The sequence below is a fragment of the Corynebacterium variabile genome, from assembly GCF_006539825.1.
GTDB lineage: Bacteria > Actinomycetota > Actinomycetes > Mycobacteriales > Mycobacteriaceae > Corynebacterium > Corynebacterium variabile.
This window is the reverse complement of record NZ_BJNT01000010.1, coordinates 1-22813: the sequence shown is the minus strand read 5'-3', so window position 1 is coordinate 22813 and position 22813 is coordinate 1. Positions and strand designations below refer to the sequence as shown.

The window sequence follows — 22813 nt, the reverse complement described above, 5'->3', positions numbered from 1 at the left end:
AGAACTGACGTGACCGAGACTTCCGCCCGCCCATCCCTGTCCGAACAGCTCAGCTCCCTGGCCTACCGGGCCGGGTGGTCGGTGGTACGTCGTATCCCGGAGCCCGTCGCGGCACGGGTCTTCGACACGATCGCCGACATCGCCTCCGGTCACGGCACCGGGCCCGAGCAGCTCCGCGCCAACCTCGGCCGCGTCGTCGGGGACGCCAATGTGACCCGCGAACTTGTCCGGGACTCGATGCGCTCCTACATGCGTTACTGGTCCGAGGCCTTCCGGCTGCCGAGCATCGCCGGCCCGGAACTCGCCGCCCGCGTCAAGACGGGGCTGTCGGACGCAGACATGGAGCGTTACGCCGCCGCCCGGGAGCGGGGGAAGGGCGTGGTTCTGGTTCTGCCGCACTCCGGCAACTGGGACATGGCCGGAATGTGGCTGGTGAACACCTTCGGGCAGTTCACCACCGTCGCCGAACGGTTGAAGCCGGAGAGTCTCTTCGACGCCTTCGTCGACTTCCGTGAGTCCCTCGGCTTCGAGGTGCTGGCCCTGTCCGGTGGCGAGGAGCCGCCGTTCGGCCACATGAAGAAGGTCCTCGAGGCCGGCGGCACGGTCTGCCTGCTGGGGGAGCGTGACCTGTCCGGAAACGGCGTCGAGGTCGATTTCTTCGGCGAGCGGACGAGTATGCCTGCCGGACCGTCCCGCCTGGCGCAGGAGACCGGTGCGGCACTGATGCCGGTGCACTGCTGGTTCACCGACGGCGGTTGGGGTCTGGCGATCCAGGAGGAGATCGACTCCTCCCAGCCCCTCGGCGACATGGTGCAGCAGCAGGCGGACGCCTTCGCCAGGAATATCGCCGCGCATCCGGCAGACTGGCACATGCTCCAGCCGCTGTGGTTCGGTGACCTCTCCGAGAAGAGGCGACACCGCCTGGGACTGGAGGACTGAGCGACGTGAAGATCGGAATGGTCTGCCCTTACTCCTTCGACGAGCCCGGTGGTGTGCAGGTGCACGCCATCGAACTCTGTGAGGAGCTCCAGCGCCGCGGCCACGAGGTCAGTCTCATCGGCCCCGGCAGCGACGCCGCCGAGGTCCCCGACTTCGTCGAGCTCGGCAACGGTGTCGTCTCCATCCCCTACAACGGCTCGGTCGCCCGGCTGGCCTTCGGGCCGAAGACCTGGCGTCACCTGCGTCGGTGGATCGGCGAGCATGACTTCGACGTGGTGCACATCCACGAGCCGAACTCGCCGAGCTACTCGATGATCACCCTCGCCCAGGCGAACGGTCCGCTGGTGGCGACGTATCACGCCTCGGCCAGCGAATCGAAGATCCTCCGGGTGTTCCTGCCGGTGCTCCGTCCCTTCCTGGAGAAGATCCACGCCGGCATCGCGGTCTCCGAGGAGGCCCGTCGCTGGCAGGTGGAGATGCTCTCGGGCGATCCGGTGCTGATCCCCAACGGGGTGGACACCGGCAACTACCGTAACGCCGACCCGATGCGGGGCCTGACCGCCGACCGGCCACGGCTGATGTTCCTCGGGAGGTTCGAGGAGCCCCGTAAGGGTTTTCCGCTGCTGCTCAAGGCACTTCCGGAGATCCTGTCGAAGGTTCCGGACCTCGAGGTCGTCGTCGCCGGTGGCGGAGACGTCTCCGAGCTGCACCAGATGCTGCGGAGGGCGAAGATCAGCTGGGTCGACGGCCTCGGTGATCCTGACGACGGTCAGCGGGCCTCGGTCCGCATTCTCGGCCGCGTCAGCGAAGAGGACAAGGCTGCGGCGCTGGCGGCGTCCGATGTCTATGTCGCGCCGAACACCGGTGGCGAGAGCTTCGGCATCGTCCTGGTGGAGGCCATGGCGGCGGGTGCCGCGGTGATCGCCAGCGACATCCCCGCGTTCGCCGCGGTCACCGACCACGGTCGGGCGGGGTACCTGTTCGCCAACGGGTCCGTGCGTGATCTGGCCCGCGTCGTGGTGGGGCTTCTCACCGATGACGAGGGACGCCGCAAGCTGATCGCCCGGGGCTCTACCCGGTCCCGTGAGTTCGACTGGGACACGGTGACGACCCGTGTCGAGCAGGTCTACGAGACCGTGGTCACACCCGGTCGGAAGGTGGTTCCCTCATGATCCCGGGCTGGCTGCTGGTCGTCGTCCTCCTCGTCGCACTGGCCGTGATTGTCGGTATGTGGCTCTCCGGTATGGCCTCCCGCCTCAACAGGCTGCACATCCGCACCGACTCTGCGCGGCTGAATCTCGAGGGCGCCCTGCAGGGCCGCGCCGCGGTGATCGGGGTACTACGTCCCGATCTTCAGCAGGACGCCGCCCGGGCCGGCGGTGTGGCCCTGCGTGCCGAGGAGATGGGGGCACGGTCGGACGCGGAGAATACGTTGCTGCGCACGTTGACCCCGGAGGAGCTGGCGAATCCGGCATTCATCGAGGTGTCCACCAAGGTCGATCTGGCGGCCCGGTTCTACAACGACGCGGTGGGGGACACCCTCGGACTGCGGTCGCGTCCGGTGGTCCGGATGTTCCGTCTTGCGGGGTCGGCGCCGATGCCGGCCTACTACGAGGCGATGTCGGGCGGTGACGGGACGCAGTAGCGGACCCCGGGGTTCCGGTAACTGTCCTAGGTCATTACACTGACCTAGGACAGTTACCGATCAACGACCACCAGTGAGGATCACCGATGAGTGAGAACACCCCGACCACCGGCACCGGACGCGTCAAGCGCGGCCTGGCCGACATGCTCAAGGGCGGCGTCATCATGGACGTCGTCACCCCGGAACAGGCCAGGATCGCCGAGGACGCCGGCGCCACCGCCGTCATGGCCCTGGAGCGCGTCCCCGCCGACATCCGCGCCGAAGGCGGGGTCTCCCGCATGTCCGACCCGGACATGATCGAGGGCATCATCGACGCCGTCTCCATCCCGGTGATGGCCAAGGCCCGCATCGGCCACTTCGTCGAGGCCCAGATCCTGCAGAGCCTCGGTGTCGACTTCATCGACGAGTCCGAGGTCCTCACCCCGGCCGACTACTCCAACCACATCGACAAGTTCGGTTTCACCGTGCCCTTCGTCTGTGGCGCCACCAACCTCGGTGAGGCCCTGCGCCGTATCAACGAGGGCGCCGCGATGATCCGCTCCAAGGGCGAGGCCGGCACCGGCGACGTCTCCAACGCCGTCACCCACATGCGCACCATCCGCGCCGAGATCAACCGGCTGCGCTCCATGGCCCCCGACGAGCTCTACGTCGCGGCCAAGGAACTGCAGGCCCCGTACGACCTCGTGTGCGAGGTCGCCGAGAACGGTAAGCTTCCTGTGGTGCTGTTCACCGCAGGCGGGATCGCCACCCCGGCCGATGCCGCGATGATGATGCAGCTCGGAGCCGAGGGTGTTTTCGTCGGCTCCGGAATCTTCAAGTCGGGTGACCCGGCCAAGCGCGCCAAGGCTATTGTCCAGGCCACCCTCAACTACGACGACCCGGCAGAGGTCGCCAAGGTCTCCCGTGGCCTCGGCGAGGCGATGGTCGGGATCAACGTCGACGAGATCCCGCAGCCGCACCGGCTCGCGGAGAGAGGCTGGTAAACCATGACGTCCACCGAACCGGGACGACGCGACGCACCGTCGGAGCGCCGCCCCAGGATCACCGACGTGCTCGATCTGGAGCGCATTGACACGGGGATCTACCGCGGCCAGGTCATACCGTCTGCCCTGAGCCGCACCTTCGGTGGACAGGTGGCATCCCAGGCCCTGGTCGCCGCGACCAGGACCGTCGGCCCCGAGTACCGCGTGCACTCCCTGCACGGCTACTTCGTCGGGCCCGGCGACTCCGACCGCCCGATCATCTTCCTCGTCGACAACGTCCGCGACGGCCGGTCCTTCCGCGTCCGCTCGGTGAATGCCGTCCAGGACGGACGCACCCTTTTCGTCATGCAGGCCAGCTTCCACATACGTGACGATCAGGGGCCGGAGCACTCGAACACGATCCGTCGCGTCCCCGGTCCCGAAGAGATCAGCCCGGACCTGTCGAAGACGCGGCCGTCGACCAAGGCCTTCCTGAAGGACTGGGAGGACTGGGACATCCGTATCGTGCCACCGGACCAGTTCGACCACGACCCGCACGCAGCATCCCAGCAGGTCGTCTGGTTCCGGTCGAACCTCGCCCTGCCGGACGACGAGACCTTCCACATCTGCACCCTGGCGTACATGTCCGACATGACGCTGCTCGGGTCCGCACTGGTCCCGCACGACGGTGAGCCGGTGCAGGAGGCGTCCCTGGATCACGCCATGTGGTTCATGCGCCCGTTCCGTGCCGACGAGTGGCTGCTCTACGACCAGACCTCACCCTCGGCGCACGGCGGTCGTGCGCTGACCACCGGTCGGATCTTCAACCAGCACGGCGATCTTGTCGCCTCGGTGGTCCAGGAAGGTCTCACCCGCACCCTGGCCTCCGGCAAGCAGGCCATCCCGATCAAGGAGACACGACAGTGACAGGTTCCTCAGCGACGATCGGCGTCCTCGCCCTGCAGGGTGGGGTGGTGGAGCACCAGAGGACCCTGGAGAAACTCGGGGTGGCGGCACGTCAGGTCCGACGCCGTTCCCAGCTCGAGGGCCTTGACGGGCTGGTCCTGCCCGGTGGTGAGTCCACCACCATGTCCAAGCTCCTGGATCTCGGCGGGATGCTCGGTCCGCTGCGCGGACTGCTCGCCGAGGGCATGCCCGCCTTTGGTACCTGCGCCGGGCTGATTCTGCTCGGCTCCGAGATCCTCGACACCCGGGCGGACGCACACTGCCTCGGAGGACTCGACGTCTCCGTGCGGCGTAACGCCTTCGGTCGCCAGGTGGACTCCTTCGAGACCGACCTGCAGATCGTCGGAGTGACCGATGCGCCGGACGCGGATCCGGTACATGCCGTGTTCATCCGGGCGCCCCGTGTCGAGCGCGTCGGAGAAGGCGTCGAGGTCCTCGCGACCGTCGACGACGCGTCCGCCGGAAGCTCTGACGGAGCGGTCGTCGCCGTGCGTCAGGACAAGGTGCTGGGGATCTCCTTCCACCCCGAACTGACCGGTGATGACCGGATGCACCGCCTGTTCCTCGAGATAGCCGGGGTCGGCGCCGTCAGCGTGTGACCGGGCGCAGCGGGCGGAAGGCACCGGCTGCGACATCCTCACGGAACATCCGGTGGTCGTCGAGGATCCGTGCGACCGTCTCGCGGGTGAACTCCTCACCGTCGGTGAGGAAGACCTCGCGGCGGACCTGCCCGGCAATCGTCCGTATCACCGCGGGATCCTCGGCCGCACCGGACCTGCCGTGCAGGTGGGCGATCTGCCGCCCGCACAGCTCGGCGTACTCCTTGAGCTGGGACCAGCTGAACCCGCCGGTGTCCACGGGGACCGTCATCGGACTGTGCTCGTGGGCCAGGAAAGTCAGGCCTCCGGCGCTGACGTGACCGTAGAGTGGGTCACCGTCGGCGACGAACGCGCGGAACGCCCGGGCCGTGCGCTCGGCGTGACTGAGCGGGATGTCCGGGTCCTTCGGAACGAGTCCCTGCAGTGCGGACCGTCGGGACAGCCTGAGCTCGAGGATGACCTTCTCCCCGGCATCAGGCCCGTGGCCCTCGACGAGGACCCGGAAACGGGGGAGACCCGGGCCGGCGGCGCCGCTGCCGGTGCGGGTCGCCACATCCCGGATCCCGAAGAAGTTCTCCGGCAGGCCGGCGGTATCGATACGGCGGGCGTACTTCTCGATCAACGGACGCAGCAGGGCAGCGGCGCCCGGCTGACGTGTCACCTGGTCGGTCTCGAGAAAGGTGCAGGTCTCCAGGTCGATCCACTTCTTCAGGAACTTCTCCCGGGAGCGCTGTGCCCTGCGGAAGAAAGGCTCCAGGCAGGCCGGGGCGTCCTGCGCGGTCAGTGAGGTGGTCACCGAGGTCGGGTCCGGGAGACAGTCGTCGACGCCGGTGGCATAGCCGTCGAGGAAGGTGCGGGCGAGCTTCCACCATTTCTTCTCGGGCAGATCACGGGACCCTGCCAGGAGCGCGAAACCTACTGCACCGCGGTGGACGTCCCAGGTGAACGGCGCGGGCCAGGCCTCGTCGAAGTGTTTGGCGGAGAACACCGGTTGTCCGTCCGCGCCAGGCAGCACGCCGAAGTTCGCCGGGTGGACGTCGCCGACGGAGGGCACGGTGGGCAACCAGGCGTCCTCCCCGACGAGATCGCGGTAGTAGAGCAGGGCGGTGCCGTGGAAGAAGCTGATGACGTCCTCGGCGAGGTGCTCCACCGTGCCGACGACGGCGTCCGGTGCGACACGCAACCGGGCCCGGTGATCCTCCAGAACGGTGTTGCGGATATGCAGCCGACGCCGGCGTCCCTGCAACTGGGAGGGGACGGTGATGACGTCTCCACGGGCCGCATCGGCGGACAGTCGGGTGAAGTCACCGGTCCGGTCGGTACGGGCGGGGATCTTCGCTGCGGTTCGATCCAGGAGGCCGAGCAGGCCCCGTGGATCGGCGGCGGACAGGGACTGCGGTTCATCGGCCATGACCCGACCCTACCGTCGGATTCGGGGAAGACATTCCGGGAAGACTCCGCCCTGTCGGGGCAGCGGGTGGCCCGGGTGGACTACTATGGTGCCGACAGAAACCGACCGAGGAAGAACAGGTATCCCATGAGCGGCCACTCCAAATGGGCGACGACCAAGCACAAGAAGGCTGCGAACGACGCCAAGCGCGGTAAAGAGTTCGCCAAGCTGATCAAGAACATCGAAGTCGCGGCCCGTACCGGGGGTGGAGATCCGTCGGCGAACCCGACGCTCGACGACATGATCAAGAAGGCCAAGAAGGCCTCCGTCCCGAACACCAACATCGAGAGCGCCCGTAAGCGCGGCTCCGGTGAGGAGACCGGCGGCGCCGACTGGGAGACCATCGTCTACGAGGGCTACGGCCCCAACGGTGTGGCCATGCTCGTCGAGTGCCTCACCGACAACCGCAACCGCGCCACCACCGACGTGCGTACCGCGATGAACAAGAACGGCGGCAGCCTGGCGGATGCCGGCTCCGTGTCCTATCTGTTCAACCGTAAGGGCGTCGTGATCCTCGATAAGGGTGAGAACACCGAGGACGAGCTGCTGATGGCCGTGCTCGACGCCGGTGCCGAAGAGGTCAATGACCTGGGCGAGAAGTTCGAGGTCGTCTCCGACCTCGCCGACCTCACCAAGGTCCGTGCGGCACTGGCGGACGCCGGGATCGAGTACGATTCCGCCGACCCGGACTACCGCGCCGACGTCGAGGTCCCGCTGGACGCCGACGGTGCGAAGAAGATCCTGCGCCTTATCGACGCACTCGAGGAGTCCGACGACGTCCAGGACGTCTTCACCAACATGGATGTCTCTGACGAGGTCCTCGCGGAGCTCGACGCAGAGTAGTCCCGCTCAGCACGCGGGACCGGGGTGGGCCCCGGTGGGGTCCCCGGGTGGGGGACCGGGGGACGTCAGCTGAACGGTCCGCCGATGAACATCATGACCACGAAGATCACGATGATGATTCCGACGAGGACACCGAAGGTCATCTTCGGGCGTCCGGTGAGAGTGGCGAGCAGGGGATTGTCCTGCCGCCAGCCGCCGTCCAGGTCACCGTTGCGTGCGGCGGACCGTTCGAAGGGAATGGTGCAGAAGGGGATCACGGCGCTGAGCAGTCCGAGCAGGCCCCGTCCGACGGACCACCGGTTGTTGGTCCAGACGAGGGCGGTCACCACGACGAAGGTGATGAAGGCCAGACCGTGGACCGGACCGGCGATCTTCACCCCCACCTCGGTGACGTCGAAGGCGTACTTGAACAGCATTCCGAGAATCAGGAGTGCCCAGGTGACAGCTTCGATATCGGCGACAATACGGTACAGTTTCTGAGGTTTCATCGACGCCTGATCCTACCCCAGGTGGAGGTGGCGTCCGACACTGCCGGTGAGTGATGTTCACCTCAGTCGGATATCGCACACCTGTGCTATGGTCTGTGGGGTTAAGGTCGGCGAGAGAGGGCGGAGGTGTCCGGTGACGGATATGCAGGGGCTCCGGGTGATGGGGATCGATCCCGGGCTCACCCGGTGCGGTCTGTCCGTGGTGCAGGCGGGCCACGGTCGCGCAGTGCTTCCGGTGGCCGTCGGCGTCGTTCGTACCCCACATGAGATCCCGTTGCAGGAGCGGCTGCTGCGCCTCTCGGTGGCGGTGGAGGAGTGGATGGACGACTACAGTCCGGAGGTCGTCGCCATCGAGCGCGTCTTCGAGCGTGGCAACGTCTCCACTGTGATGAACACTGCCCACGCCGTCGGCGTCCTGATGCTCAGTGCGGCACGTCGGGGCATTCCTGTGCACCAGTACACTCCCAGTGAAGCCAAGAAGGCCCTCACCGGTAACGGTCGGGCGGACAAGAAACAGATGACCAGTATGGTCACCCGGATACTCGGACTGTCCGAACCTCCCAGACCTGCGGACGCCGCCGACGCCCTGGCGCTGGCGGTGTGCCACTGCTGGCGTGCCCCGTTCATTGCGCGGACCGAGCACCTGGCGGAACTGTCGGGACGTCAGAACACACGAGACTTGAGGAGTGGACAACAGTGATCGCATCCCTGCGCGGCACCGTGGTGGACAAGGGGCTCGACCATGTCGTCATCGAGTGCGCCGGAGTCGGCTACCTCTGCCAGGCCACCGCACGGACCCTTGCCGACCTGCCCCGCGGTGAGGAAGTCTTCGTCCTCACGACCATGGTGGTGCGTGAGGACTCGCAGACGCTCTACGCCTTCCCCGACGTCGCCAGCCGGGAACTGTTCGCCCTGGTGCAGAGCGTCTCCGGCGTCGGTGCGCGCATGGCCATGGCCCTGTTGTCGGTACTGACCCCGGCCGAGATCGCCGCCGCCGTCGCTGAGGGCGACGTGAAGACCCTCCAGCGCGCCCCGGGCGTCGGCAAGCGCCTGGCAGACCGCATGGCCGTGGACCTCAAGGGCAAGCTGGACGCCTACGCGGTCGCACAGCCCTCCGGTGCCCCGGGTGACGCCGTGGACCTGACCTCCGGTGACGCAGCAGTGGATGACGCCGTGACCGCACAGGTCGTCGAGGCACTCGTCGGCCTCGGCTTCCCGGAGGCTTCTGCCGCGGACACGGTCACGTCCCTGGTCGCGGAAGCCGGTGGAGGCGACGGTTCGTCCCCGGACGCCTCCGTACTGCTGCGCAGTGCCCTTTCCCGCCTCGGCGGACGACGGTAGCGGGGGAGGAGGCTACCCATGGGAGATGTCGAACGTACCGAATTCGATCTGAGCGGTGCCGGGAGCCCAGGTCCGGCACGGCCAGACCGGCCCGACCGTACGGACCGTACGGACCGGGGCAATGACGCGCTCTCGGACCGGATGCTGCCCGGTGACGATGACGCCGAACTCTCGCTGCGACCCCGGTCACTGACCGAGTTCATCGGTCAGCCGAAGGTCCGCGGGCAACTCGACCTCGTTCTCGGCGGTGCGAGGGCCCGCGGTGTGGTCCCTGACCATGTCCTGCTCGCCGGTCCGCCCGGGCTGGGCAAGACGACGATGGCGATGATCATCGCCCAGGAACTCAGCACCTCACTGCGCATGACCTCCGGGCCCGCCCTGGAGCGCGCCGGCGATCTCGCCGCGATGCTCTCGAACCTCATGGAGGGCGATGTGCTCTTCATCGACGAGATCCACCGGATGGCCCGACCGGCCGAAGAGATGCTCTACATGGCCATGGAGGACTTCCGGATCGACGTCATCGTCGGCAAGGGTCCGGGCGCCACCTCCATCCCCATCGAACTGCCGCCGTTCACCCTCGTCGGTGCGACGACGCGGGCCGGCATGCTCACAGGCCCGCTGCGCGACCGTTTCGGCTTCACCGCCCAGATGGAGTTCTACGACACCGCCGACCTCACCGCCGTGGTCACGCGCGCCGCGTCCATTCTCGGGGTCGACATCACCGGCGACGCCGCTGCGGAGATCGCGTCACGCTCCCGGGGGACGCCGCGCATCGCCAACCGCCTGCTGCGCCGCGTCCGTGACTATGCCGATGTCCGCGCCGACGGAGCGATCACGGTGGACGTGGCCCGGGCGGCCCTCCTGGTCTTCGACGTGGATGAACTCGGTCTCGACCGGCTGGACCGCGCGGTCCTCGGCTCCCTGGTGAAGACCCACGGCGGTGGGCCGGTGGGGGTGAACACCCTCGCTGTCGCGGTGGGGGAGGAATCCACCACCGTCGAGGAGGTGTGCGAACCCTACCTGGTGCGTGCCGGCATGATCGCCCGGACCTCCCGCGGGCGCGTCGCCACTCCGTCTGCCTGGCGTCATCTCGGACTCGAACCACCGGAAGTGTGACGGGGTAAAGCGGGTTAACTCCGCGCACCCCTCCGGCCAGCGGTGACAGTCAGGTGTGGCAGACTGTCGCACATGGATATCCTTCTTCTCGCACTGCTCGTCGTCGTCTTCCTCGGTCTCCCCGTCCTCCAGATGAGGAAGCAGTCCAAGCAGGTCGGAGTGATCAAGGACTTCCAGTCGAAGCTGGCCCCGGGCATGGTCGTGCAGCTGACCTCCGGGCTCCACGGTCGTCTGACCGGCATCGGTGAGACCACCGTTGACATCGAGATCGCCGAGGGTGTCGTCACCACCTGGGAGCGTGCCGCCGTACTCAAGCTCGTCGACAGTGTCGAGGTGGGCTCCACCGAGGCCGACCACCTCACCGGCCGCGACGAGATCCCCGACGATCTCTCCTCCCTCGGTGACAACGACTTCGACCGTGACAACAACGAGGACACAGACGGTACGGACGGCGCCGACCGGAAGTAGTGCCACGGCCCCGTCTGGCGACGGGGCCTCATCTGTTTCTGACGCGGCCGAATTTCCACCGGTTGTGGTCGGCACACAGGCCGGGGGTCTAGACTCTGCGGGGTTGCCTGTGTCCGCCGCCGTGGTCGCGACACAGCGCCTCGTGTCCGCAGTCCCTCAACTTCCAGGAGTAACAAGCGTGAGCTCAACGGGTGCAGCAGCCGCCCGGGCGAGAAAGTGGCCCGTGCGGGCCCTGCTGATCTTCCTCGCCCTCGTGGTCGTCATGTACAGCTTCGTCTTCCTCACCGGAGACAAGAAGGCCGGACCGAAACTCGGTATCGATCTGCAGGGCGGTACCCGGGTCACCCTTGTCCCGCAGGGTGACAAGCCCTCAGGTTCCCAGCTTGACCAGGCACGCAAGATCCTGGAGAACCGCGTCAACGGCATGGGCGTCTCAGGCGCCCAGGTCGTCACCGACGGCGACACCCTGGTGATCACCGTGCCGGGCGATGACTCCTCCCAGGCACGGTCCCTCGGACAGACCTCACAGCTGCTGTTCCGCCCGGTGACCGGCGGCCAGGCCCCGGACGAAAAGCTCTTCGACAGCCTCACCGAGATGGCCGACCGCTGGGTCGAGAACGGCATCCTCACCGTCGACGAGGCGAACACCAAGCTCAGCGAGGCGACCGAGAACTTCAAGGGAAGCGAGTTCAACGCGCCGGAGAAGGCCCCGACCGTCACCGCGAAGGCCCCGGCCGCCCCGGCCAACTCCATCGAGGAGACCGAGCAGCGTAATACGACGGTGGACGTCCTCAAGACCGACCGCCAGTCCGAGGACCCCAACACTCAGAATGCCGCGGCGCTGCTGCTGACCTGTGACGCCTCGGATGATCCGCTGGCCGGTGCCGATGACCCGGCCAAGCCACTGGTCACCTGCTCCGACACCGGCGCACCGATCCTGCTCGACGCCGCCCCGCTGCTCAAGGGCGAGACCGACGGCCCCGACGCCCGGCGCATGACCGGCGACATGATCGACCCGGACTCCAACATCTTCGGTGGCCTGGACAGCCAGTCCGGTCAGATGGTCGTCACCTTCGGCTTCAAGCAGGGCGAGGCGAACCCGGGCAGTGAGACCTGGGCCGACCTGACCAACCAGTACCTCAACCAGCAGATCGCCATCACCCTCGACAGTCAGGTGCTGTCGGCCCCGACGATCCAGAGCGCCACCCCGGTCGGACAGGGCACCCAGATCACCGGTGACTTCTCCGAGAAGGAGGCCAAGGACCTCGCCAACAACCTCAAGTACGGCGCACTGCCGCTGAGCTTCACCGGTGAGAACGGTGAGAAGGGCGGCACCGCGGAGACGATCTCCGCCTCCATGGGTGAGGCCTCGCTGAAGGCCGGTCTGACCGCCGGCATCATCGGGCTCATCATCGTCGCCCTGTACGCCCTGGCCTACTACCGCGGCCTCGGTGTCATCGCCCTGGCGTCACTGGTGACCTCCGGCATCCTCATCTACGGTGGCCTGGTCCTGCTGGGCCGGTGGATCGACTACAGCCTCGACCTCGCCGGTATCGCCGGTCTGATCATCGGTATCGGCACCACGGCGGACTCGTTCGTCGTCTACTTCGAACGCATCAAGGACGAGATCCACAAGGGGTCGACATTCCGCTCCGCGGTGCCGCGTGCCTGGAAGCGGGCGCGTGCCACGATCATCACCGGTAACGTGGTTTCCCTCGTCGCGTCCCTGGTGCTGTACTTCGTGGCCGTCGGCAACGTCAAGGGCTTCGCCTTCACCCTTGGTCTGACGACCGTCTTCGACGTCGTCATCGCCTTCCTGGTCACCGCACCGCTGGTGATCCTGGTGTCCCGTCGGGAGGCCTTCGCCAGCCCCAAGCTCAACGGTCTGCACTCCGCGTTCCGCGCCGCCGACCGCCGTCGGGCCGAGGACGAGACGGCCCGGGCCGAGCTCGCCGAGAAGGACGAGCCTGTCGGCGCCACCGCGCCCGCCGGGAGCGGAGCATCGGCGGATGAGCAACCTGTCGATCCCGATGCCGACGCCCCGTCCACCGGAGAGGAGAAGTGACCATGGGAGACACCTCAGCGCCCAAGCCCGCCGGGTTCATGGAACGCATGTACAACGGTGAGGGCGGGTTCCGCATCGTCGACACCAGACGACGCTGGTACTGGATCTACGCACTGGTCACCGTGGCCTGCGTCCTCATCATCGCCATCAAGGGCTTCACCCTCGGCATCGACTTCGAGGGCGGCACCAAGATGACGATGCCGCCGTCCAACGGCGCAACCGAGTCCTCGGTCTCCGAGACCTTCGAGGACGCCACGGGCCTCGCACCCCAGTCCACGCAGACGGTCGGTTCCGGTGACTCCCGCGTCATCGAGATCACCGCTGAGCGGCTGACCGACGACCAGATCCGCGACGCCCGCGTCGCCCTGTTCGACGAGTTCGCACCGGAGGACAACTCCGGCACCGCCAGCCCGGACGCCATCAACGACTCGACCGTCTCCGAGTCCTGGGGTGCGTCGATCACCCAGCGGATGCTCCTCGGCATGGTGATCTTCCTCGCCGTGGTGTTCGTCTACATCTCGGTCCGCCTGGAGCGGGACATGGCGATCTCAGCCGTCGTCAGCCTCCTGCTCGACGGCATCGTCGTCGCCGGTGTCTACTCGCTGGTCGGTTTCGAGGTCTCGCCGGCGACCGTCATCGGTCTGCTGACGATCCTGGCCTACTCGCTGTATGACACGGTGATCGTCTTCGACAAGGTCCACGAGAACACACAGGACGTGTTGAGTTCGACGAGATCGACCTACGGCGAACAGGTGAACCTCGCGACGAACCAGACCATCATGCGTTCGCTGAACACCTCACTGTTCTCGGTGATCCCGATCGCCGCACTGCTCGTGGTCGCCGTCTGGCTGATGGGCGTCGGCACGCTCAAGGACCTCGCACTGGTCCAGCTCGTCGGTGTCATCGCCGGTACGATCAGCTCGATCTACTTCTCCGCGCCGCTGCTGGTGACGCTGAAGTCCTTCCAGAAGCGCTACCGGCAGCACGACGAGAAGGTCGCCCGGGCCCGCGAGCTCGGCGTCTCCGGTGGCCCCGCCGCACCGACCGAGGAGACGGTGCCGGTCACCGTCACCACAGGTCCGGCCACCACGCTGACCACGGACGGCACAGCTGACGACGAGGCCGGACAGCCTGAATCCACGGAGGCCACGGATTCCTTTTCGGCCGACACCGGTTCTCAGGATCAGGACGCGCCGCAGCGCACCATCTCCCGACCCACCAACCCCGACCGCGAGAGCGGCCGGTCCTGGCGTCCGGGAATGTAGGGGACGGGAGACACCGTGCGAACTTCCCGCCGATCCACCGCCCGTGGCGTCCTCGTCGCAACCGTCGCCACCGCCACGACCGTCAGCCTCGCCGCCTGCTCGGGCTCGGGTGACGACATTCACGCGGACGAGGGACTGACCTACGTCCTCGACGAGCAGCTGCTCACGACCAACGCGGGGAGCACCCTGGGTGTCGCCGCCGACGCGGCAAAGCTCTCCGCCCGCATCTACCCGGGGGCCTACCTGCCGGGGCCGGGTGGAAGCCTGCTGCCGAACTCCGACCTGGTCACCGTCACCCCCGACCCGGAGAACCCGGACGTCGTCGACTACGCCCTCGCCGAGGACGCGAACTACTCCGACGGTTCGCCCGTGGTCTGTGACGACTTCCTCCTGACCTCGGCCGCGGCGGACCGTACCGATCTCTTCGCCTCGGATCTGGGTCTGACGTCAAGGATCAGCAGTCTCGACTGTGCCCCGGGCGCGAAGGAGTTCCGGGTCGTCTTCGACCGGGGGTTCGGCCAGCGGTACCGCGAGATCTTCGGTGCCGGCGAGGTTCTTCCCTCCCACACCATCGCCGAGCATGCCGGTGTCGACAGTGTCGTCGACGCGGTGGACACCGGGGACGAAGCTGCACTCACCGCCCTGGGAGAGGCCTGGACCAGCACCTTCGACCTCTCCGCCACTGATCCCGGGACTGTTCCGACGTCCGGACCGTTCCTCATCGAGTCTCTCAGGGACGACGCTGACGGGGACGAAGGTGACCGGGGCCCGTCCCTGGTGCTGGCCCGTAATCCCGAGTGGCACGGCGACCGGCCCGGCCTCGACCGCATCACGGTGCGTGGCGGGGGAGACCTCACCAGGGCCCTCGACGGCACCGCGGAGGTCACTGACGCGGCAGTCATCGCCGGCGGTGCGACAGATCCCGAGCTCACCGGCGCCGGGCTCGCCGTGGTCCGGGACAACGGTGTACGCACCGACGGGCTGACCCTTTCGCACGAGGGGATCTTCGCGACCGCCGACAACCGCCGGGCCTTCGCGTCCTGTATCGACCGCGCGGCGGTCGTCGACGCGGTCTCCGGGGCCACCGGTGCGATCGTCGAGCCCCACGCTCTGCGTATAGCTACCGCCGGCAGCCCCGCCGCCGGGGCTCTCGAGGATCTCGCCGGACGTCTCGGCGCCCGCAATGTGCAGTCCTCGAAGGACGTCCTCGACGGCACCACGGTGCGGGTCGGCTATCTCGAGGGGCAGACCCGTCATGAGGCGATCGCCGAGTCGCTCGCCGGGTCCTGCGCCGAGGCCGGCGTGACCGTCGAGACCGTCCCGCTGGATGCCGCCGCGATGCAGACCCCGGGGGTGCTGGGTACCGAGGTGGACGCCCTGCTTGACACCCGGACGCCCTACAACCGCAACCCCGAGGTCACGGCATCACCGGTGTCCCGGGTCGGAACGATCTCCCAGGCGGAGAGCCGGCTCGCCGACGATGCTTCCACCATTCCACTGGTGGTCGAACCCCGGCTCGTGGTCACCGCATCGAGCGTCTCCGGGGTCTCCGACTCCGGACTGGAGCCCGGCCTGAGCTGGAACATGGACCGTTGGGCCTCGACCGACCATCCGCGCAGTGCAGAACCTGACGAAACAGACGCCCCTGACAACACCGAGGAGAACCAGTGACCGGCCCCGAAACCCCTGAGATCCCTGCCGGGGCGGACGCCCGCTGGGCGCTGAAGAGCCTCACCCGGTTCGTCGACGACTACCCGGCACCCGGGATCGTCTTCCAGGACCTCACCCCGGTGCTGGCGGACGCCCACGGTTTCCGTCTCATCGTCAACGACCTCGCCGACGCCTGCGGACCGTTCCGTGCGGACCTGGTCGGTGGCCTCGACGCCCGGGGATTCCTCCTCGGCTCCGCGGTGGCCGTGGAGCTCGGTGTCGGTATCCTCGCGGTGCGCAAGGCCGGCAAGCTGCCCCCGCCGGTGCTCCATGAGGAGTACGCCCTGGAGTACGGTACCGCCGCCCTCGAGATCCCGGCCGACGGGTTGGATCTGGCGGGTAAACGCGTCCTGCTGGTCGACGATGTCCTCGCCACCGGCGGAACCCTCGCCGCGTCCCGCCACCTCATCGAGCGGGCGGGTGGGGAGGTCTGCGGCGTGGCCGTCGCACTGGAGGTCGAGGAGCTCAACGGTCGGGAGCGCTTCAGTGACCTGCCTCTCTACGTTGTCGCCGCCGGACGGTAGGCTTACAGCACACACGGGCGCACGACCGGCGGGGTAACACCCCGGGAGAGATACGGTGAGGCATGAGTAACGAGAAGAACTCGCTGTGGATGGCCGCGCGGATCGCGCGAAGCCTCACAGGAAAGAGCCGCATCAATCCGGTGCTGGGACCGCTCATCGCGGTACACCGCCGGTATCACCCCAAGGCGGACATCGAGCTTCTCGACCGTGCCTACACCACCGCCGAGAAACTGCACGACGGGGTGCTCCGGAAGTCGGGGGAACCGTACATCACCCACCCGCTCGCGGTCGCGAACATCGCCGCCGAGATCGGCATGGACACCACCACACTGGTCGCCGCCCTGCTCCATGACACGGTCGAAGACACCGACTACTCCCTCGATGATCTCACCCGCGACTTCGGCCCGGAGGTCGCCCTGCTCGTCGACGGCGTGACGAAGCTGGACAAGGTCGCCCTCGGCTCCGCCGCAGAGGCGGAGACCATCCGCAAGATGATCGTGGCGATGGCGCACGATCCCCGCGTCCTCGTGATCAAGGTCGCCGACCGGCTGCACAACATGCGCACCATGCGCTTCCTGCCGCCGGAGAAGCAGGCGAAGAAGGCCCGGCAGACCCTCGAGGTCATCGCCCCGCTGGCGCACCGCCTCGGCATGGCGACGATCAAGTGGGAGCTGGAGGACCTCTCCTTCGCGATCCTGTACCCGAAGAAGTACGACGAGATCGTCCGCCTCGTCGCCGACCGTGCTCCCAAGCGTGACCAGTACCTCGCCCGCATCATCGACGAGATCGGTGCGACGATGCGGGAGGCCCACATCGTCGCCGACGTCGTGGGGCGCCCGAAGCATTACTGGTCGATCTACCAGAAGATGATCGTGCGGGGACGCGACTTCGACGACATCTTCGACCTGGTCGGTATCCGCATCCTCGTCGACGACGTGAAGGACTGCTACGCCGCCGTCGGTGCCGTGCACTCGCTGTACCAGCCGATGCCGGGCCGCTTCAAGGACTACATCTCCCAGCCGCGCTTCGGCGTCTACCGTTCCCTCCACACCACGGTGCTCGGGCCGGACGCCAAGGCCCTGGAGGTGCAGATCCGTACCCACGAGATGCACTACCAGGCGGAGTACGGCATCGCCGCACACTGGCGTTACAAGGAGACCAAAGGCTCCCACAAGGGGGACAATGCCGAGGTCGACCAGATGGCGTGGATGCGTCAGCTGCTCGACTGGCAGAAGGAGGCGGCGGACCCCAACGAGTTCCTCGACTCGCTGCGCTACGACCTGTCCACCAACCAGATCTTCGCCTTCACCCCGAAGGGGGACGCGATCACCCTGCCGGCCGGTTCCACGGCCATCGACTTCGCCTATGCGGTGCACACCGAGGTCGGTCACCGCTGTATCGGCGCGAAGGTCAACGGCAAGCTGGTCGCTCTGGAGACCCCGCTGAACACCGGCGACAAGGTCGAGGTCTTCACCTCGAAGGACGCCCACGCAGGCCCGTCGAAGGACTGGGAGAAGATCGTCGTCTCCCCGCGCGCCAAGAACAAGATCCGCGCGTGGTTCAACAAGGAGCGTCGTGAGGAGTCCCTGGAGAAGGGTCGCGACGCGCTGGCCCATGAGGCGCAGCGCACCGGCATCCCGTTGCAGCGCCTGGTGACCGCCGAGGCACTGAAGACCGTGGCGACATCCCTGCACCGCGAGAACGTCGACGACCTCTACAACGCCATCGGCTCGGGTGGGGAGACCGCCGGCCATGTGATGAACCTGCTCAAGGAGATCTACCAGGGCGACGAGACCGAGGACGTCGACGACATCCCGCAGCCGCCGGTGACCCGTCAGCGGCACACGACCCCGCAGCAGGCGGTGAAGTCGGGCCGTGGTGACGGGTCCGGCATCCTGGTCCAGGGCAACGCGGACTTCTCGGCCAAGCTGGCCAAGTGCTGTACCCCGGTGCCCGGCGACGAGATCTTCGGCTTCATCACCAAGGGTGGGGGAGTCTCGGTGCACCGCACCGACTGCACGAACTCGGAGAAGCTGCACGCCGAACCGGAGCGACTCATCGAGGTCGAGTGGGCGTCCAACGTCGCCAACGCCGTGTTCATGGTGACCCTGCAGATCGAGGGCCTGGACCGTACCGGTCTGCTGTCCGAGGTGACCCGCGTGGTCAGCGAGCAGAAGGTCCCGATCACGGCGACGAGCACGCATGTCTCCGAGGATCGGGTGGCGGTGTGCCGCTTCACCTTCGAGGTCTCCGACATCAAGCAACTCGGTTACCTGATGAACCAGCTGCGCAACGTCGAGGGTGTCTTCGACGTCTACCGCGTGACGACCGGGGGATAAGGGCGCCCACGCCCAGGCACGAAAGAATCCTCACCTCAATGAGGTGAGGATTTTCTCTGTGGGGTGGGTCAGACGTCGACCGTGGCGGAGGTGATACGGACCTCTGGATCAGGCTGTCCGCCGTTACCGTCGGCACCCTCGGTGTCCGCGTTCTCCTCGATGACCTTGTCGAGCGTGGCCAGGCCGTCCTCGGAGATGGAACCGAAGATGGTGTACTTGTTTTCCAGCTGCGAGTCGCCGTCGACGAGGAAGAACTGGGAACCGTTCGTGTCCGGGCCGCTGTTCGCCATGGCGAGCGTACCGCGGGTGTAGAGGCCCTCACCGGCGTCCTCGTCACCGACGGGGAACTCGTCGGGGAAGGAGAAGCCCGGGCCACCGGAACCCTGACCGGAGGGGTCGCCGCACTGCAGGATCTTCATGCCGTCGGAGACCACCACGCGGTGGCAGATGGTGTCGTCGTAGAATCCGGACTCGACCAGGTCCTGGATCGCGTTCGCCGCCGTCGGGGCCTTGGCGTGATCCAGGGTGATGCCGATGTCACCCGCGGAGGTGTGCAGGGTGACGTTCGTCGTGCCCTCCTGCGGGATGTTCTCACCGTCGGGCAGCGAGACCTCCTTGGCGGCGTCGCCGGTGCCGGTGTACGGGCCGGAGGTCTCCATCGGAGTTTCCTCGGCACTCGTCGTGTCCTCGGCGACGTTCTCGTCGGCGCTGTTGTCGCGGGTGACGGCGAACCAGATGCCGCCGACGATGACGACGAGGACGACCACCGTGGCCAGGACGACCCCCAGGGGACGCATCTTCTCCCGGCGTGACCGGGACTTCAGCTCCTTGTCGAGGTTCTTCAGTGCCGCATCGCGGCGGGCGGAGTTGTCGGACAACGCTCCGGGCCTCTCTTTCGCAGGGATGATCGCTGGGGATCGGGACAACGGCCCATTGTTCCACACCTGCCTGTGACAGGGACGCTGCAGGCGACGGTACAGTCGGGCGTCATGAATGAACTGACGATCGTCGTACTCCCCACCGGCCCGTTGGACACGAACTGCTTGGTCATCCATGACGGCTCCCGGGCGACCGTCATCGACCCCGGAATGGGGGCCGCGCCACTCGTCCGGGCGACGGTGCAGGAGCTGGGTCTGACCGTCGAGCAGATCGTGCTGACCCACGGTCACATCGACCATGTCCGGGACCTCCCGGAGCTGCAGCAGGAGTACGGCGTCCCCACCTACATGCACCACGCTGATCTGCCGTGGATCACCCGGGAGATGCTGGACGCCATGGGGCCGCTCGGCGAGATGCACGACACCGCCCACATGGACGTCCCGGCCACGCCGGAGCCTGTGGCCGAGGGTGATGTACTCACTCTCGCCGGCGTGGAGTTCACCGCTTTCCACATGCCCGGTCATTCGCCCGGCTGTGTGATGTTCCGTGGTGCCGACGGCACCGTTCTCGGTGGCGACGTGCTGTTCAACGGGGGTATCGGACGGACCGATCTGCCGCTGTCCGATCCGCACGCCATGCTGGCCAGCCTGCAGCGGATCCCGGAGATCTTCACCGGCACCGACACCGTCTACCCGGGCCACGGCCCGTCGACCACCATCGCCAGGGAGCTGCAGAGCAACGGTTTCCTCCAAGGTATAGTCTGACCGGACCACCATCACCCACGATGAACTGCTAAGACCCGGTATCCGGTACCACCCGAAGGTGCCGCGATCCCGCAGAAATCCCGCACCCGATCGCCGCGGAGATCGCGTCCCGCATTCCGGCGCCCGTCCGGTCGAGGACATGGGTGTACACATCGAGGGTCAGCGACGGCGACCCGTGTCCCAGAACCTGGGACACTTCCTGCACCGGACGGCCAGCCGTGATGAGGGATGAGGCGAAGAAGTGCCGGAGCGCATGGAAGTGCACCAGCGGCGCGTTCTCAAACGCCGCGGCCCGGGAGATCACCTGCGACATCTGAGCCGTCCTCATGGCCTCCCCAGACCGACTGGTGAATATCCACGCGCTGGCACCTCGGCCCTCGGCATACCCCCGGAGGATCGGCGCGAGCTCGTCCGCAATCGGGATGTCCCGTCGCCCCGCCCGAGACTTCAGCGCGACCCGCTCACGCGACCTCGGGTCGAGCTGCCGGGTGAGGTGGATGACACCGGCGTCCAGGTCCACATCGCCCACGGTGAGGCCGCACACCTCGGACACGCGCATGCCGGTGAGCATGCCAACGATCATCATGTCCGCGATGGTGGGCTGCGCCCGGTAGTGCATGGTGCGGGTGGCCATCCGGCCGGCACGGTCCTTCTTCTGCCTCGTGTACGGGGCACCGCCGGTACGGACGCGGTGGATGACGCGGTTGATCTCCTCGAGTGTGGGGATCGTCGCTGGGTCGATCGCGTCCCCCTCGTCGGCTTTCGGGATGACGACGGGGTTCCGGGGGACCGGCAGGCCGTCTGCCATGGCGTGGCGGTATGCGGCCCTCAGACGGCGCAGGTGATCCCGTGCGGTTGCGGGGGATACGCCTGTATCGTCCGCGTCGATCCACGACCGGCTGGTGGTCATCTGGTCGTACCAGTCGAGGATGTCGTGGGTGGTGAGCTTCACCGCTGGATATTCGGCGATGGGCTCGAGGTGGAGGCGGCGGGTGTAGTCCCGTAGCCACCTGGTGGCGTCCCGCACCGGTGTGCTGGTTGACCAGTCGTCGTAGATCTGCCCGACGGTGATCTTGAGTCGCGTGGGGTCCTGCCACGTCCCCTGGGCGAGTTTCACGCCCTGGTCCTTGTCGAAGTCCTTTGCTGCAGCCTGGGTGTCGAAGGTCTTGCTGTGCTCCTTGCCGGCGGGGTCGCGGTAGCGGACGATCCACTTCACCGGCTGGCCCTTCGCTGGCTTCCCTGTCTTCGGTCGTCGTTGGATGCTCATTGCTACACTGCTCCTTGTCTGATGCCTCGGACATTTTGGCCCCCGTCACCCTTCCCGGTGACGGGGGCCGCTTTCGTGCGCCTGGGGGTCTAGCAGTTTAGCGCTTCGGAGTCTTCGTGAGCGCCTTGCATACCGTCGCAGTTCGCGGGGGTCGCGGCGCTGAATCCGTGGTTCGATCGTTCGGCGTTGCTCATGTTGTCGAACTCCTCGGCGGTGAGTGTCCCGGTGTATCCCGGCTCTCCAGGGAGAGACTGGTTTGCGCCGGGGATGTCAGGGTCCGGGACGGCGGGGCCATTCACGATACCGCCGGACTCGAATCCGCCATCGTTCGCCGCTACTGCGGGGGTTTCGCCCGCGGCAGTGGGTTGCGGTGCGCCGCTGGCTGGCTCCGTGGATTCCGTGGCGGTGGTCACTGTCCAGCCCCATCCCTCGTCAGACCGGATGGGCTTCACACCCATCTGGACAGGGGTTCCTTTCACCTCGAACTCCTCGACGGCGTGCCTCTTCTGTCCAGCGTCCAGCGGGTTCGACCAGGTGTTGGTCTGGTCGCGGTTGCACAGGAGGGCCGGAGCGATCTCGAGGTTGTACCCGTCGGCGTCCACGGCAACCCATTCACTGTCGGTGATGTAGAAGCTGTCGTTCCACGCGTTGGACTTCACATCCATGTCGCCGGTGATCTGGATGTAGGTGGAGTCGGGGCTTTCGGTGCCGTCCATGTAGGAGGCGATGCCGTTGTGGCATGTCTTCGATGCACTGATCTCGTCTACGCGGAGTTCCACGTCGGCCGGGTATTCGTCGTCGCCGGTGAAGGTGTCTCCGAGTTGGAGTTCGGTGAAGCCTCGGTTCTCGGCGGCTTCGGTGGTGGTGGGCCTTGCTGGTTCGTCGTCTCCTCCGCAGGCGGTGAGTCCGAGGGTGAGCACGCCGGCGGTGAGTACGGCGAGTAGGCCGGTGTGGGTGGTCATGGTGTGATCCTGTCTCTGCGGCCGGACTACTAGAGGTGGGTGTCGTCCGGGTGGCCGGAGCTCTTGTTAATGGCTTGAACTATCGTGGCGAATCCCACAATTAGGATCCCGACGACGGCGAAGAGGAATCCGGCGAGTGGCTCTCCGACGAGCAGTGCCAGTACTCCAATGGCGATGATGAAGCCGCCAATGCCGATGTACTGGCGTGAGGCAGTGGGGGT

General features: G+C 67.0%; 23 protein-coding genes. 17 read left to right on the top strand and 6 right to left on the bottom strand.

All coding sequences use genetic code 11. From position 1 onward, the window contains the following. Positions 1-9 precede the first annotated feature (9 nt). From CVA01_RS07140 to pdxT, 6 genes are all read left to right on the top strand, one after another. Positions 10-939, top strand: coding sequence for a phosphatidylinositol mannoside acyltransferase (locus CVA01_RS07140; RefSeq protein ID WP_014010075.1), 930 nt, complete (start codon positions 10-12; stop codon positions 937-939). 5 nt (positions 940-944) lie between these two features. Continuing rightward, positions 945-2111 carry a glycosyltransferase family 4 protein gene (locus CVA01_RS07135; protein ID WP_014010074.1) on the top strand — a complete coding sequence of 389 codons (1167 nt, stop codon included), beginning with the start codon at positions 945-947 and terminating at the stop codon, positions 2109-2111. Next, positions 2108-2584, top strand: a complete 477-nt coding sequence (locus tag CVA01_RS07130) for a hypothetical protein (RefSeq protein WP_073883677.1) — start codon at positions 2108-2110, stop codon at positions 2582-2584. The genes CVA01_RS07135 and CVA01_RS07130 overlap by 4 nt, the downstream gene beginning before the upstream one ends. 86 nt (positions 2585-2670) lie before the next feature. Further along, positions 2671-3567 carry a pyridoxal 5'-phosphate synthase lyase subunit PdxS gene (gene pdxS, locus CVA01_RS07125; protein ID WP_014010072.1) on the top strand — a complete coding sequence of 299 codons (897 nt, stop codon included), beginning with the start codon at positions 2671-2673 and terminating at the stop codon, positions 3565-3567. A 3-nt stretch (positions 3568-3570) separates the two neighbouring features. Then, positions 3571-4473 carry an acyl-CoA thioesterase gene (locus tag CVA01_RS07120; protein ID WP_073883678.1) on the top strand — a complete coding sequence of 301 codons (903 nt, stop codon included), beginning with the start codon at positions 3571-3573 and terminating at the stop codon, positions 4471-4473. After that, positions 4470-5111 carry a pyridoxal 5'-phosphate synthase glutaminase subunit PdxT gene (gene pdxT / locus CVA01_RS07115; RefSeq protein WP_082796402.1) on the top strand — a complete coding sequence of 214 codons (642 nt, stop codon included), beginning with the start codon at positions 4470-4472 and terminating at the stop codon, positions 5109-5111. The genes CVA01_RS07120 and pdxT overlap by 4 nt, the downstream gene beginning before the upstream one ends. Here pdxT and CVA01_RS07110 read toward each other — a convergent pair. Then, the gene (locus tag CVA01_RS07110) at positions 5101-6522 is read right to left on the bottom strand and encodes a DUF2252 family protein (protein WP_141329661.1); all 1422 of its coding nucleotides are present in this window, start codon (positions 6520-6522) and stop codon (positions 5101-5103) included. The two genes, pdxT and CVA01_RS07110, sit on opposite strands and share 11 nt — an antisense overlap. A 126-nt stretch (positions 6523-6648) precedes the next feature. Between CVA01_RS07110 and CVA01_RS07105 the strand changes: the two genes are divergently transcribed. Next, on the top strand, positions 6649-7404 hold the full coding sequence (locus CVA01_RS07105; RefSeq protein WP_141329659.1) for a YebC/PmpR family DNA-binding transcriptional regulator: 756 nt from the start codon (positions 6649-6651) through the stop codon (positions 7402-7404). A 65-nt stretch (positions 7405-7469) separates the two neighbouring features. On the opposite strand, the gene CVA01_RS07100 is transcribed toward CVA01_RS07105, so the two are convergent. After that, the gene (locus CVA01_RS07100; protein WP_141329657.1) at positions 7470-7892 is read right to left on the bottom strand and encodes a DUF3817 domain-containing protein; all 423 of its coding nucleotides are present in this window, start codon (positions 7890-7892) and stop codon (positions 7470-7472) included. Positions 7893-8034: 142 nt separating this feature from the next. Here CVA01_RS07100 and ruvC point away from each other — a divergent pair, with 142 nt between their 5' ends. The 9 genes from ruvC (at position 8035) to CVA01_RS07055 (ending at position 18720) form a co-directional block, all read left to right on the top strand. Next, positions 8035-8592 carry a crossover junction endodeoxyribonuclease RuvC gene (gene ruvC, locus CVA01_RS07095; RefSeq protein WP_014010066.1) on the top strand — a complete coding sequence of 186 codons (558 nt, stop codon included), beginning with the start codon at positions 8035-8037 and terminating at the stop codon, positions 8590-8592. Continuing rightward, complete coding sequence (gene ruvA / locus CVA01_RS07090) at positions 8589-9233, top strand: Holliday junction branch migration protein RuvA (protein ID WP_141329653.1); 645 nt, start codon at positions 8589-8591, stop codon at positions 9231-9233. Before ruvC ends, ruvA begins: the two co-directional genes overlap by 4 nt. Before the next feature lie 18 nt (positions 9234-9251). Then, positions 9252-10349, top strand: a complete 1098-nt coding sequence (gene ruvB, locus CVA01_RS07085) for a Holliday junction branch migration DNA helicase RuvB (protein WP_141329651.1) — start codon at positions 9252-9254, stop codon at positions 10347-10349. Between the two features lie 72 nt (positions 10350-10421). Next, the gene (gene yajC, locus CVA01_RS07080) at positions 10422-10817 is read left to right on the top strand and encodes a preprotein translocase subunit YajC (protein ID WP_052302494.1); all 396 of its coding nucleotides are present in this window, start codon (positions 10422-10424) and stop codon (positions 10815-10817) included. A 178-nt stretch (positions 10818-10995) separates the two neighbouring features. Next, positions 10996-12882, top strand: a complete 1887-nt coding sequence (secD, locus tag CVA01_RS07075) for a protein translocase subunit SecD (RefSeq protein ID WP_141329649.1) — start codon at positions 10996-10998, stop codon at positions 12880-12882. Between the two features lie 2 nt (positions 12883-12884). Then, positions 12885-14147 (top strand): protein translocase subunit SecF, encoded by a 1263-nt coding sequence (secF, locus tag CVA01_RS07070; RefSeq protein ID WP_141329647.1) that lies wholly within the window; start codon positions 12885-12887, stop codon positions 14145-14147. A gap of 15 nt (positions 14148-14162) precedes the next feature. Further along, positions 14163-15818 (top strand): ABC transporter substrate-binding protein, encoded by a 1656-nt coding sequence (locus CVA01_RS07065; protein WP_141329644.1) that lies wholly within the window; start codon positions 14163-14165, stop codon positions 15816-15818. Further along, positions 15815-16381, top strand: coding sequence for an adenine phosphoribosyltransferase (locus tag CVA01_RS07060; protein ID WP_234946245.1), 567 nt, complete (start codon positions 15815-15817; stop codon positions 16379-16381). Before CVA01_RS07065 ends, CVA01_RS07060 begins: the two co-directional genes overlap by 4 nt. A gap of 62 nt (positions 16382-16443) precedes the next feature. Further along, a complete protein-coding gene (locus CVA01_RS07055; RefSeq protein ID WP_041630026.1) occupies positions 16444-18720 on the top strand; it encodes a RelA/SpoT family protein in 2277 nt (758 codons plus the stop codon). A 68-nt stretch (positions 18721-18788) separates the two neighbouring features. On the opposite strand, the gene CVA01_RS07050 is transcribed toward CVA01_RS07055, so the two are convergent. Further along, positions 18789-19598, bottom strand: a complete 810-nt coding sequence (locus tag CVA01_RS07050) for a peptidylprolyl isomerase (protein WP_141329642.1) — start codon at positions 19596-19598, stop codon at positions 18789-18791. Between the two features lie 111 nt (positions 19599-19709). On the opposite strand from CVA01_RS07050, the gene CVA01_RS07045 reads away from it, so the two are divergent. Continuing rightward, on the top strand, positions 19710-20363 hold the full coding sequence (locus tag CVA01_RS07045) for an MBL fold metallo-hydrolase (RefSeq protein ID WP_073883684.1): 654 nt from the start codon (positions 19710-19712) through the stop codon (positions 20361-20363). Positions 20364-20391: 28 nt separating this feature from the next. Here CVA01_RS07045 and CVA01_RS07040 read toward each other — a convergent pair whose 3' ends face one another. From CVA01_RS07040 to CVA01_RS14910, 3 genes are all read right to left on the bottom strand, one after another. Then, entirely contained in the window at positions 20392-21630 is a 1239-nt protein-coding gene (locus CVA01_RS07040; RefSeq protein ID WP_141329640.1) for a tyrosine-type recombinase/integrase, read from the bottom strand. Between the two features lie 89 nt (positions 21631-21719). After that, positions 21720-22592 (bottom strand): hypothetical protein, encoded by an 873-nt coding sequence (locus CVA01_RS07035; protein WP_141329638.1) that lies wholly within the window; start codon positions 22590-22592, stop codon positions 21720-21722. A gap of 29 nt (positions 22593-22621) precedes the next feature. Then, positions 22622-22813: hypothetical protein (locus tag CVA01_RS14910; RefSeq protein ID WP_170209722.1), on the bottom strand; the 192-nt coding region annotated here is incomplete at its 5' end.

What these genes read in the sequence shown, in the direction of transcription:
- CVA01_RS07105 (WP_141329659.1), top strand. Translation starts at nt 6,649, where the DNA reads ATGAGCGGCCACTCCAAATGGGCGACGACCAAGCACAAGAAGGCTGCG.
- CVA01_RS07120 (WP_073883678.1), top strand. Translation starts at nt 3,571, where the DNA reads ATGACGTCCACCGAACCGGGACGACGCGACGCACCGTCGGAGCGCCGC.
- CVA01_RS07130 (WP_073883677.1), top strand. Translation starts at nt 2,108, where the DNA reads ATGATCCCGGGCTGGCTGCTGGTCGTCGTCCTCCTCGTCGCACTGGCC.
- ruvC (WP_014010066.1), top strand. Translation starts at nt 8,035, where the DNA reads ATGCAGGGGCTCCGGGTGATGGGGATCGATCCCGGGCTCACCCGGTGC.
- CVA01_RS07035 (WP_141329638.1), bottom strand. Translation starts at nt 22,592, where the DNA reads ATGACCACCCACACCGGCCTACTCGCCGTACTCACCGCCGGCGTGCTC.
- pdxS (WP_014010072.1), top strand. Translation starts at nt 2,671, where the DNA reads ATGAGTGAGAACACCCCGACCACCGGCACCGGACGCGTCAAGCGCGGC.
- CVA01_RS07055 (WP_041630026.1), top strand. Translation starts at nt 16,444, where the DNA reads ATGAGTAACGAGAAGAACTCGCTGTGGATGGCCGCGCGGATCGCGCGA.
- yajC (WP_052302494.1), top strand. Translation starts at nt 10,422, where the DNA reads ATGGATATCCTTCTTCTCGCACTGCTCGTCGTCGTCTTCCTCGGTCTC.
- secF (WP_141329647.1), top strand. Translation starts at nt 12,885, where the DNA reads ATGGGAGACACCTCAGCGCCCAAGCCCGCCGGGTTCATGGAACGCATG.
- ruvB (WP_141329651.1), top strand. Translation starts at nt 9,252, where the DNA reads ATGGGAGATGTCGAACGTACCGAATTCGATCTGAGCGGTGCCGGGAGC.
- CVA01_RS07045 (WP_073883684.1), top strand. Translation starts at nt 19,710, where the DNA reads ATGAATGAACTGACGATCGTCGTACTCCCCACCGGCCCGTTGGACACG.
- CVA01_RS07100 (WP_141329657.1), bottom strand. Translation starts at nt 7,892, where the DNA reads ATGAAACCTCAGAAACTGTACCGTATTGTCGCCGATATCGAAGCTGTC.
- CVA01_RS07110 (WP_141329661.1), bottom strand. Translation starts at nt 6,522, where the DNA reads ATGGCCGATGAACCGCAGTCCCTGTCCGCCGCCGATCCACGGGGCCTG.
- CVA01_RS07040 (WP_141329640.1), bottom strand. Translation starts at nt 21,630, where the DNA reads ATGAGCATCCAACGACGACCGAAGACAGGGAAGCCAGCGAAGGGCCAG.